General features: G+C 51.6%; 10 protein-coding genes. 3 read left to right on the forward strand and 7 right to left on the reverse strand.

The annotated features are described in order from the left end of the window. Positions 1-8 precede the first annotated feature (8 nt). The 7 genes from LX66_RS04265 to LX66_RS04295 form a co-directional block, all read right to left on the reverse strand. On the reverse strand, positions 9-1,028 hold the full coding sequence (locus LX66_RS04265) for a cytochrome c oxidase subunit II (protein WP_244620289.1): 1,020 nt from the start codon (positions 1,026-1,028) through the stop codon (positions 9-11). Positions 1,029-1,114: 86 nt separating this feature from the next. Continuing rightward, a complete protein-coding gene (locus LX66_RS04270; RefSeq protein WP_145710648.1) occupies positions 1,115-2,323 on the reverse strand; it encodes a quinol:cytochrome C oxidoreductase in 1,209 nt (402 codons plus the stop codon). 125 nt (positions 2,324-2,448) lie between these two features. Further along, complete coding sequence (locus LX66_RS04275) at positions 2,449-3,093, reverse strand: c-type cytochrome (RefSeq protein WP_145710649.1); 645 nt, start codon at positions 3,091-3,093, stop codon at positions 2,449-2,451. A gap of 44 nt (positions 3,094-3,137) precedes the next feature. Next, a complete protein-coding gene (locus LX66_RS04280) occupies positions 3,138-3,731 on the reverse strand; it encodes a DUF3341 domain-containing protein (RefSeq protein ID WP_145710650.1) in 594 nt (197 codons plus the stop codon). 75 nt (positions 3,732-3,806) lie between these two features. Then, entirely contained in the window at positions 3,807-5,243 is a 1,437-nt protein-coding gene (nrfD, locus tag LX66_RS04285) for an NrfD/PsrC family molybdoenzyme membrane anchor subunit (protein WP_145710651.1), read from the reverse strand. 114 nt (positions 5,244-5,357) lie between these two features. Continuing rightward, a complete protein-coding gene (locus LX66_RS04290; protein WP_211365991.1) occupies positions 5,358-8,420 on the reverse strand; it encodes a TAT-variant-translocated molybdopterin oxidoreductase in 3,063 nt (1,020 codons plus the stop codon). A 118-nt stretch (positions 8,421-8,538) separates the two neighbouring features. Further along, entirely contained in the window at positions 8,539-9,816 is a 1,278-nt protein-coding gene (locus tag LX66_RS04295; RefSeq protein WP_407643559.1) for a c-type cytochrome, read from the reverse strand. 281 nt (positions 9,817-10,097) lie between these two features. Between LX66_RS04295 and LX66_RS04300 the strand changes: the two genes are divergently transcribed. From LX66_RS04300 to LX66_RS04310, 3 genes are all read left to right on the forward strand, one after another. Continuing rightward, a complete protein-coding gene (locus LX66_RS04300) occupies positions 10,098-10,871 on the forward strand; it encodes a copper resistance protein NlpE N-terminal domain-containing protein (RefSeq protein ID WP_145710653.1) in 774 nt (257 codons plus the stop codon). Positions 10,872-10,996: 125 nt separating this feature from the next. Further along, positions 10,997-11,560: a phosphoribosylglycinamide formyltransferase gene (gene purN / locus LX66_RS04305; RefSeq protein WP_145710654.1), complete on the forward strand. Its 564-nt coding sequence runs from the start codon at positions 10,997-10,999 to the stop codon at positions 11,558-11,560. 46 nt (positions 11,561-11,606) lie between these two features. After that, entirely contained in the window at positions 11,607-12,272 is a 666-nt protein-coding gene (locus tag LX66_RS04310) for a hypothetical protein (RefSeq protein WP_145710655.1), read from the forward strand.

Here is a 12,272-nt window from a genome sequence, read left to right on the forward strand (position 1 = left end):
TTTACGCCTTACTGAATATTAGCGGCCACTGCTTTTTGTGTGCTGTCTGCTGCCGGCTTTTCCTGTTCGGGAGCGGCGGGCGCCTCCGCAGCATGGGCCAGTTCATACTGGGACTTCTGCTTGGCCGTCCAGGCATCAAACTCTTCCTGGGTTTCCACTACTATAATGGCTCTCATGGAGTAGTGGCCGGAACCGCACATCTGGTCACAGGAAATTTCGTACACAAAATCCGGGTTGCCGGTCTTTTCCTTCATCTGGGCGGTGGTGAATTTAGGCGTCACCCACATGGTAGTAGGGATACCGGGCACTGCGTCCATCTTCATGCGGAAGTGCGGCAGGCCCACATCATGCACCACGTCGCGGGAGCCAATGATCAGCTTCACGGGCTTACCCACTACCATGTGCATTTCGGTAGCCATAAAGTCGTCCCTGTTCAGGTTATCGTCCCAATCCTGGCCTACAGGGTTGGTAGCGTCGTTAATGTTCTTGTAGTACTTGCTGCCCAGCTTGCCGTCCTTACCGGGGTAACGGATCAGCCAGTTGAACTGCTTGCCGGTGATCTCCACGATCATGGCGTCTTTGGGCGCCTCGGAGGTAATGCGGAACCAGTGCCGCAGGCCGATGGCCACCAGGATGGTGAGGGCAATGGCAGGGATCACGGTCCAGATCACTTCCAGCTTGTTATTGTGCGGGAAGTAAAAGGCTTTCTGGCCTTCCCTTTCCTGGTATTTGAAAGCGAACCAGAACAACAGTATCTGTGTAATGACGAATACCACACCGGTGATCACCAGGGTCCACATGATCATGTTGTCGATAGACTCTCCCTGCTCGGAGGCCGGCTCCCCTAATATCTTACCTTTCAACAGTTCATTACAGTAATATACTCCTATCAATCCCAACACCAGGAAAGCGATCAGCAAAAAGCCGTTAATACGGTTGTTCTGCTGGCGGGCTTTCTTTTCTCCCTTCAATATGGACACATACTCGCTCGCCTTCGCGATCTGGAAGATGACTACGAATATGAGCACAACAACTAAGACTGCTAAAAAACCTGACATTGCTATTTGAAATAATTAAGTTATCTAATGTGCTTTTGTTGTTACTATTCCCACGCCTAGGTGTGGTGAACGATGCTTTCTTTCAGATAAGGATGGTTCTTGGGTACCAGGGGCGCTTTCGCCAACTGGTTGATGACCAGGAATATGGTCAGCCCTACAAAACCCAGGCCCAGCCCCAGCTCGTACCAGGGGAAGTGCAACTCACGCACGGTTCCGGGCATTACCATCTGGAAGAAATCCAGCCAGTGACCAAATATAATCAATATGGCTATATAGGTTACTGCCGTGTAGTTACGCTTGGTATCGCGCTTCATCAGCAATAGCAACGGCAAAATGAAATTCAGGATCAGGTTCAGGAAGAACACCGGGCGCCACTCACCCCATACGCGGGGTTGGAAGTAAGCGGTTTCTTCCGGCATATTGGCATACCAGATCAGCATGTACTGGGAGAACCAGAGGTAAGTCCAGAAGATGCTGAAGGCAAACATGAACTTGCCGAGGTCGTGCAGGTGCTCTTCATTCACGAAAGTAAGGTACCCGTTCTTCTTCAGGTAAATAACGAACAGCGCGATCAGTGACAACCCAGATACCCAGGTGCTGGCAAAAGTGTACCAGCTATACATGGTGGAGAACCAGTGCGCGTCTATGCTCATCAGCCACAACCAGGGGGTAGTGGAACCTACACTCAGGGCGAATATCACGGCAAACCCGCCACACCATACGGTATTCCTCCACAGTATGCGGCGGCCGGTATCAGGAGAAAGATCCCAGGTATCTTCCTGCAGGGACATGTTGCGCAGCTTCACGGTAAAGAAAGCCCACAGCCCGATCGTGATCACGGTAGCGGTAGTGAAGAAACCTTTATTAAGGAAAGCGGATTTCCAGCTCAGCACACGGTCATGCTTTACATGCTCCGCATCTAACCAGTGGTAGATATGATCCTTGCCACCGAACACGATGATCATCAGCACGATAAAAACAATAGCACCCAGCACCGGCACTGCCATGGAGATAGCTTCCGGTACGCGACGGAAGGCCAGTTGCCAACCGCCATGCGCCAATGTAGTAGCTGCAATAAAGAAGGTGCTGGCCAGTGCTACCAGCAAAAAGAAAGTACTGTTCTGCAGGATGCCAGCCCAAAAACGGGTAGCGCCATGCTCGCCTCCCAGGGCCACTAAACCGATCAATAATGTGAGTACGCCAATGCCCATTAACACGAAACTGGCCGTTCTCAATTTTGCTGGTACTACAAATTGGTCTTTCATCTGTTGCTAATTTGTCTTTTTATTTGGTCAGATGGAACGTCTCCGCAAGCCGGCGGATTGGTTTCAAATGTAGTTCTGTTAACTTTTTCTCTTTTTTTGTTTTAAACCTGGCTAAATATTATTGCCTATTCTTTTACCTGGGTGGTATCGCCGTCGGATGCCGCCGGTGATGCCGTTTCTGTAACAGGAGCCGCATCCGGGGCAGGCACTATTTTTTCACCTTGCACGCTCTTGATGTAAGCGGCAATTTTCCAGCGTTGCTCCCGGTCCAGTTGGCTGGCGTAGCTGCCCATGGTATTCCAGCCATAGGTCATTACGTAGAACAGGCGTCCCTGCGTTAAATGCGCCTTGGGACCGCCGGCAGCCAGGTTGGCCGGAGCGGCCGGGAAAGGACCCTCCCCGCCCTTGTACAGGGGGCCGTTACCATCCAGGTTGGTGCCATGACAGATACCGCAATAGATATTGTATATACGTTTTGCTTCTGCCAGGTCAGCCTCGGTAATGTTGGTAAGCGGATTCTTTATAGTATTGGCCAGCGCAGTATCGCCCTCTTTTACGTGGTAGGGCAGCAGCTCTCCTCTCTTCACCGTACCTTCCACCGGCTTGAGGCCGGCCAGGCGCGGGCTGTAAAATTCGTACGCACGGGAATCATACATATCCGGCATATAGATCCTGCCGGGCTTTCTGTGGTTCTCGCCTGTGTTACAGGCCGCCAGTAAAGCTCCGCCTGCCAAAGCAGCAAATACTAATATGTTGGAAGTCCTTTTCATCTGTTTATTTATCAGAATGTTCTTCGTCTTTCGTTTTACAAATTTTATGCGTTCAGCGGGGCCGGCTGCTCGTTGAACAGGCGGTCCTCACGGTCAAAGCGGCCCAGCCACCAGCCGGTTTCAGCGGTCTGCTCATGCACTTCATGCGCGCCGGCGGCGGTGAGGAAATTCTTCAGCTCATCTGCGCCGGTCTTGCCGGTCACCTCTATGGCCATTACAAATTTATCATCGGTCTGGCGCGGATGGAAAACGTGCTTCTTTACAAACGGCGCCAACTGGCACAGGTAGCAGAAAGTAAGCACCATACCTACGGCGGAGAACAGTACCGTCAGCTCGAAAGTGATCGGTATGAACGCCGGCAGGGAGAAGTGCGGCTTACCGCCTATGTTCATCGGCCAGTCCGTGGTAAACACCCAGCTCATGAAAGACAGGGCTGTGGTAGTACCGGTAATACCGTATATGAACCCAGCGGTATGCAGGCTGGTCTCTCTCAGGCCCATGGCATGATCGAGGCCATGCACCGGAAAGGGGGTGTATACATCATGGATCTTGTACCCTGCGGCACGTACTTTCTTTACTGCCGGAAACAACACCGCCTCATCATCAAAACAACCTACAACAAATTTTTTTGCAGCCATATTTTTAAAAAATTCAAATTCCAGAAAACAAGTAACAAATTCCTAATTCCAAAGCCCAAATTCCAAATTGAAGGCTTAGTGTGCATGCGCTACGTCATGCGCAAACTTATCCGCGCTTTCCTGTTCGTATTTCGTCATATCGTTCTTGAAGCTTTCGCCGGAAGTCTTCAGCACATGCTTGATCTCCGCTACGGCAATTACCGGGAAGTATTTGGCAAACAGGAAATAACAGGTAAAGAACAGGCCAAACGTTCCCAGGTAGAAGCCCACCTCTGGCCAGGACGGACGGTAGTAAGACCAGCTTGAGGGCAGGTAATCGCGGTACAGGGAGGTACAGATGATCACAAAGCGCTCAAACCACATACCGATGTTCACGATGATGGACATGATGAAGGTCACCATGATATTCCTTCTCATTTTACGGAACCAGAACACCTGCGGGGTGATCACATTACAGGTCATCATGATCCAGTAAGACCAGCCCAGGGGGCCTGCCGCACGGTATTTATAGAAGGTATCGAACTCGTAAGGCACCGCGCCGTACCAGGCCATGAAGAGCTCGGTAAGGTACGCGCAACCTACGATAGAGCCTGTCAGCACAATCACCTTGTTCATGGCCTCCATGTGACCGATGGTGATGTAATCTTCCAGGTGTAATATTTTACGGGTAATGATCAGCAATGTCTGCACCATGGCAAAACCGGAGAAGATGGCGCCCGCCACAAAGTAGGGAGGGAAGATGGTGGTGTGCCAGCCCGGTATTACAGAGGTAGCAAAGTCAAAGGATACGATGGTGTGTACGGAAAGTACCAGGGGAGTGGACAAACCGGCCAGTACCAGCGATAATGCTTCGTGACGCTGCCAGTGCTTGGTGGAGCCGGTCCAGCCAAAAGAAGCGATGCCATACAGCAGCTTGCGGAGCTTGGTCTTTGCCCTGTCACGCACGGTAGCAAAGTCAGGGAGCAGGCCGGAGTACCAGAACAGCAGTGATACGGTGAAATAGGTAGAGATTGCGAACACGTCCCACAGCAGCGGAGAGTTGAAGTTTACCCATACCGGGCCGCGGGTGTTAGGATAAGGGAGCACAAAGAAGGCCATCCATACACGTCCCATGTGGAAGATGGGGAACTGGCCGGCGCACATTACCGCAAAGATGGTCATGGCCTCTGCCGCACGGTTCACACCGGTACGCCATCCCTGGCGGAACAGCAGGAGGATGGCGGAGATCAGCGTACCGGCGTGGCCGATACCTACCCACCATACGAAGTTGGTGATATCCCAACCCCAGCCTATGGTTCTGTTCAGATTCCACACACCAATCCCGAAGTATACTTCCCAAAATACAGAGAACGCGCCGAAGGCCAATAACGACAGCGATATGAAAAAGCCCACATACCACAATTTTCCGGGCTTGGCTTCAATGGGGCCGATGATATCTTCGGTTACCTTGTGATAATCCTTTACCCCATCAACTAAAGGTTCTCTCAGTGTGGATTCGTACTTTAAATGCATGATTCTTAAAGCTTTTAGCTGTGTAGCTGCGTAGCATTTAGCTCTCAGCCCTTATCTTTTTTATGATCGCTTTTTCTACTTACTTCAAACTTCGTAATTCTTACTTCCTGCATCCTATCCGTGATGCGCTTCTTCATGATGACCGGCTGCAGCTTTCGGAGCGGCATCCTTGTTCCTGATCTTCGCCAGGTAGTTAACAGAAGGCAGGGTATGGATCTCTTCGAGTACATAGTACAGCCTTTCTTTCTGCTCTTCGTTACGTATTCTGGCGATGCGGCTTTCCTTATCGTTCACGTTACCGAATACGATGGCGTCTGCGGCGCAGGCTTGCTGGCAGGCGGTTTTTGCCTCGCCATCTTTCACCGGGCGGCCTTCTTTCTTGGCGGCCAGCTTGGCGTCCTGCAGGCGCTGTACGCAGAAGGAGCATTTTTCCATTACACCGCGGCTGCGAACCACCACATCGGGGTTCAGCACCATGCGGGTAAGGTTGTCGTTCATATCGGATACATCGTACAGGTTGTTCTCGAAGCTGTCTGCACCATTCCAGTCCCTCCAGTTGAAGCGGCGTACTTTATACGGGCAGTTGTTGGCGCAGTAGCGGGTACCGATACAACGGTTGTACGCCATCTGGTTAATGCCTTCAGAGCTGTGCATGGTAGCTGCCACCGGGCAAACGTTCTCACAGGGCGCGTTATCGCAGTGCTGGCACAGCATGGGCTGAAACACTACTTCCGGGTTATCCACATCGCCGCTGAAGTAACGGTCAATGCGGATCCAGTGCATTTCGTGCGCCTTGATCACTTCCTCCTTCCCTACTACGGACACGTTGTTCTCTGCCTGGCAGGCAATGGTACAGGCGCCGCAGCCAAAGCAGGTGTTCAGGTCTATGGACATGCCCCATTTGATACCCGGGTAAGGGTAGTCGGGATATAAAGTAGCGTCTGCACGAAAATCCTTACCGTATTTGGCCAGCTCCTCGCGGTCTTCGTTCACGGCTTTCGGGTGCCTGATGAACTCTTCGAGGGTGGTTTCCTTGATGATGGGACGGCCTTCGTAGCTGTTGTGGGTTTGCGTCATGCCGATGTCGTACTTTTCGCCGGTAGCTTCTACCGTTACATCAGGCGCAAAGTAGTCAAAGGTCTGGCCGTTGTAGCTTACCAGGGGATAGGCGTTCTTACCTACCTCGCCGGCAGCCTTGCCCGCATTCTTGTTGCGGCCGTAGCCCACTGCAATGGCGATCACGTCAGGATGCATGCCCGGCACTATCAGCAGGGGCAGTGCTATTTCCTTACCGTTCGCTTTTATCTTCAATACCTTTTTACCGGCATTGATCTCGTAGTCGTCGCCCAGCTCCATACCATACTGTTGCGCCAGTTTGTTGGATACGCAGGCGTAGTTGTCCCAGGTAGCGCGGGTGATCGGGTCGGGCATTTCCTGCAGCCAGGGGTTGTTGGCCATCTTACCGTTACCGATCGCTACTTTTTCATACAGCACCAGCTCGTGCTTGCCGCCTTTCTTTGCGCTGCTGATCTTAGCAGTAGCAGCAGCTACATCGCCGGCAAAGGCAGCGCCTGCCAGGGCGGGAGCCGTAGCGGGCTCTATCACGCCATCCTGCAGGGCTTTATCCCATGCTTCCTGGCCGCCCAGCCTGGTCATCCATTCGCCCTTCAGGTAATCCACCCAGTTGGAGGTGCTGTTGCCACCCCATACCAGCAGGGAGTCCTGGAAGGCGCGGGTTTTGAACAGGGGCGCTATGGTAGGCTGTGTAAAGCTGTAGTAGCCGGTTTTGCCTTCCGCATCGTTCCAGCTTTCGAGGAAGTGATGGTCGGGAGCGGCATATTTACAGAGCTCGGAAGTCTCGTCTTTTCTATCGTTGAAGGTAATGGTCAGCGCGGCTTTCTTCAGGCCGTCGACAAATTTCTTACCGTCAAAGTAATCGTACACCGGGTTTACGCCGTTGATCAGCAGGGCGCCGATGCTGCCTGCATTCAGGTCGTTCACCAACTGCGCCATATCGCTGTCTATGCCCTGGCGGTAGTTGGAGGTAGTAGCCCAGTCAATGGTGGTACCGTTAGCGCCTACCAGGTTATTGATGGCGTTTACGATCAGTTGTACGTTCACGTCATTGGAGCCGGCCACTACCAGCGCTTTGCCCTGGTTGGCCTGCAGCGCTTTGGCGGCTTTCTGTATGCCTTCCGCCAGGCGTTTGTCTGCAATGCCGCTTACCGTGCCGCCGCTGAGGGCGTTATACAGGGCCAGGGCTACAGCGCCGGTCTCAGAAGGTTTGTGCGTATATCTTTCGTCCGCATTGGCGCCGGTGAGGCTCATCATGCTTTCGAAGTGGAAATGCTTGCTCATTTCCGGCTTCTCAGCGTTGATCTTGCGGGTAGCGCCGTATTGTTTGGAGAATTCGGCAGGGCTTAACCAGGTGCCGAGAAAATCGGCGGCCAGGCTTACTACCACTTTTGCGTTCTCGAAGTGGTAGGAAGGCAGCGCCCTTTTACCGTAGGCGGCCTCATTGGCCAGCAGCATACCGGAGTAAGACACTGCGTCGTAAGTAACATGGCGGGAGCCGGGATATTTGGACAGGAACTCGCCGATCAGCTTTTTGGTAGAGGGGCTGAGTATCGTGGAGCTAAGCACCACTACCGGGCGGCCACCCAGCCCGTTGAGGGCGGCGCTCACCTGTTTGTCCAGCTCTGCCCAGGTGGTTTCCGTACCGTTAATGGTAGGATAACGCAGGCGGGCGGTATCGTAAAGGCTCAGTACAGCGCCCTGCACCCTGGCGGTAGTAGAGCCACCGGTTACGGAGCTGAGCGTGTTACCTTCTATTTTTATAGGACGGCCTTCGCGGGTTTTTACCACTACAGGCACATATTCACCGTCTATTGCATAGGTAGAAGCATAATAGTTCGGTACGCCGGGTGTGATCTCCTCCGGCTTGTTAACATAAGGGATGGCCTTTTTAACCGGTATCTCACAGCTAGCGGCAATGGTAGCGGCAGCGGTGGTGAAACCCAGGTACTTCAGGAAATCCCGGCGAGGCGTAGTAGCGTTCAACAGGCTTTCTCCTTCTGCAAACGGCAGGTCTTCCTGGAATTCATTTTTCACAATCTCCTGATGCCCTTTGGTATCGTTCAACTCCTCCAAGCCTTTCCAATACTTTTTCTGCTCCATGATTTTAATTTGATATGGGATGTATGAAGTAGGATGTAGGACGGTAGCGCGAATTTTAAGTGGTACTTCCTATTTCGTACTTCTTACTTCTTATTTCTTTTTTCTTGTTTCTTATTGATCAATAGTGACATTTCTGGCATTCTGTGCCGCCCACCATTTCAACGGTAACGCTGTCGATCTTGCCGTCTTTAACTTCCTGGTGGAACTTCTCAAAAATGCTGTAATACTTGTTCTCGGCGAACTGCACTTTGGTAGTACGGTGACAGTTGATACACCAGCCCATGGACAGCTCGGCAAACTGGTGCACTTCGTCCATATCCTGTATAGGTCCGTGGCAGGTCTGGCATTGTTGTTTGCCGGCCACTACGTGTTGAGAGTGATTGAAGTATACATGGTCGGGCAGGGTGTGGATCCGGGTCCATTCTATAGGTCTGCCGGGTTTGGTGTATTGTTGCTGCTGCGGGTCCCAGCCTACGTAGTCGTACAGTTTCTGTATTTCCGCGGTGCCATTGATCTTCTTGCCTTCTGCGGTGAACAGGTCCGGGCCGGTGTACTCGCTGATGGCCTTGTGACAGTTCATACAGATATTCTCGGAAGGGATCATGGCGTGCTTACTCTTTTCAGCGCCGGCGTGGCAGTAAAGGCAGTTGATCTGGTTCATGCCTACGTGCACCTTGTGAGAGTAGTGAATGGGCTGCTCCGGCATGTAGCCTTTCTGGCGGCCCAGGCCGATAGCGCCGTTAATAGTGAAGTAACCGCCTACAATGAACAACACCACAATGCCCAGTGCGATGTAGGCTTTATTGCGGTAGAAAGGTACAGGTTCCGGGGTAGCTACGCCTTCTTTATCAGCAGCCAGCTTATTCAGGTTGCTGTTGATCTGCATCAGTATCAGCGCTACGATGGCCAGTACCAGGGTAATAATGCCGAACAGCAGGCTGTTGTCGCCTGAGTCCTGGGCTGCACCACCGGCAGCAGCACCGGTACCTGCCTGCGCGCCGCCCTGCTCCTTAGTGCTTTCCTGTGCTATATAGGCCAGGATATTATCAATATCTTCATCGGTAAAAGAAGGGAAGGCAGGCATGGCCTGCTTGTTGTACTCGTTGTACAGGTTTGTTGCGTACTCATTCCCGGTAGCCAGTACCGCAGCAGAGTTACGGATCCACTGGTGCAACAGCTCACCGCTGGGCCACCGCTCCTGTACCCCTTTCAGCGCAGGACCTGTCACTCTTTTATGTACATTATGACAGGATGCACAATTCTGCTGGAATAGTGTTTTACCCGCGCTTGGATCTGCTGCTTTAACTGTTGTTGAAACCGAGAGTACAAGACCCGCGCATAGGATAAGAACACTCACAAAATGCTTACGCAAACGAATGGAAACACGACGATACACAGCCTATTAAGTTTAGATTTGACCTTAGTTTCTTAAAAGTGCCAGCAAAAATAAGACACAATGTTGACAATTTATCAACAATTAAAAAATTTATTAGTTGCATTGTTGAGTGTTTTATCTATACATAACAACTTTAAAGGGATTATTTTATGATAAATATCATGTAATGAAAATATTTATATAAGGCTCCTGCTTCCCTATATTAATATGGTGTGTCCGCTGCATGATTTTTACCGCTAATTCACGTAATTTTAATAAACCCGCTAAAAAAATATTCCCCCATGCATTACCAAACCCTTCTTTTAGCAGTCATGCTGGGCATACTAACAGCCTGCAACAGCGGCGGTCCCCGGGAACAGGAGCAGGCAGACAGCAGCGCCGCTGCCTCCCCCGGAGCCGGCATTACAGGCCCCTCCGCCAAAGCTGCCGGCAGCTACCAGGGTGTACTGCCCTGTGCAGACTGCCCGGGCATTGATTACCAGTTAAGCCTGTATGAAGATCATCACTACCGGGAATTACGGGCATACCGCGACCGTAACCACCACAAGGCCTTCATTGATACCGGCCGCTGGCAATTGGAGAACGACTCCATTGTGCGCCTGCTGCGGGAGCAACCGCAGCGGTTCCTGTTCCAGGATGGGAAACTCTATCACCTGGACCAGGAAGGTCACCGCATCACCGGGATGCTGGCAGATAATTATATATTAAGGCCGGTGGAAGGCGGCGGCAATTATGCCCGGCTTCAGGAAAAGGCGGCGGCCGGGGCCGATTTCTGGGCGGTAGGCAACGAGCCGGGCTGGACACTGGAGCTGGACCGGCAAAAAACGCTCTTCTTCCTCAACCAGGAAGGGGACTCCCTCCGCGCACCTACGCCACGGCCCCGGCCCAATACAGATACCCTGCAGGTATACACCGCCAAAACGGAAAAGGCCGAATTGATCCTCACCATCCGCCAGCGTGCCTGCATGGACGATATGAGCGGTTTTATGCGCCCCTACACCGTAGAGGTGCAGTTTAAGGATAGGACTTACACGGGTTGTGGAGAGTCCCTGTAGGAATTAATAATTAACAATTAATAATACTTGTAGCACCGGTGTTTCGTTGAAAGGCTGGTGTTACGATTATTAATTCTTAATTATTAATTATTCATTTATTTTGCTCTCGCAAAATTGTATCCGCATTGAAAAATATCGCCATTTTTGCTTCAGGCGCAGGCAGCAACGCTCAAAAGATAATCGATCATTTCAAGCATTCCGACATGGCCAGGGTTACATTGATCCTGTGCAATAAACCAGGGGCGGGTGTGCTGCAGATTGCAGAAAAAGAGGGCATTCAGGCCATACTGATTGAAAAGGAGCCTTTCTTCCATACCGATCATTACGTAAAGCTGCTGCAGCAGGAGCAGATAGACCTGATCGTACTGGCAGGGTTCCTGTGGAAGGTGCCGGCCAACCTGGTGCAGGCATTTGCCAACCGTATTATTAATATACATCCTGCCCTGCTGCCCAAGTATGGCGGTAAAGGCATGTACGGACATTTCGTGCATGAGGCTGTGATCTCCGCGGGCGAAAAAGAAAGCGGCATCACCATTCACTACGTGAATGAAAAGTATGACGACGGCGCTACCATACTGCAGGAACGTTGCGTAGTGTTGCCGGAGGATACGGCGGCCAGCCTAGCGCAGAAAATACAGTTGCTGGAACATACCTGGTACCCGCTAATTGTGGAACGATTATTGTCTTAACTGAAGCTGTTAACAGTTAGCTGTTAGCCGCTTTTTAACTGATGCTATGCAAAGAACGCTACCAGTTTTATTATTCCTATGTTGCTGCAGCCTGCTCTCCCGGGCACAGCACAAACCTACTACCTTCAGCAACAGTACTTATATAAAAGCCAACGTAACCACCCTGATCAATGAACTGGATATTTATATTGAACAGGAGCTGACGGAAAAACTGAGCGTGGAGCTGGGCGTTACCGGCATTTATACAGATTACCCGGACTATATACTGGCTAAAAAGATAGATTTCGGGCAAAAGAAACCCGACATCAGCACGGAACAGTTCGTGGAAGGCCGGGGCCTGGGCTTCCGGGCCGGGCTGCGCTGGTACATCTTTTCCATTTACGAAGGCGCATCCCGGGCAGGCGGTACCTATTTTCAACCGGTACTGTTCTACAAAAAGATATTTTACCCCAACGAGGACGTAGAGATCAACGACGCCATGTACAAAGAATCCGCCAGCAAGAACGTATATGGGCTGCAGTTCCTGCTGGGGAGACAGTTTACCCGCGGCAAGATCGTTTTTGACCCCTACCTGGGCCTGGGTATCCGCAGCAAGGTATACCACTACACCAATTTCAACAACAACAGCGGTACGGTACAAAAGGATGATGGCCGGCTGGTAAGCGTGCTGCCAAGCCTGCAACTGGGCATTAAGCTGGGACTGAAAATGTAG

Origin of the sequence: Chitinophaga japonensis, from assembly GCF_007830125.1 — a bacterium.
GTDB classification, from domain to species: domain Bacteria; phylum Bacteroidota; class Bacteroidia; order Chitinophagales; family Chitinophagaceae; genus Chitinophaga; species Chitinophaga japonensis.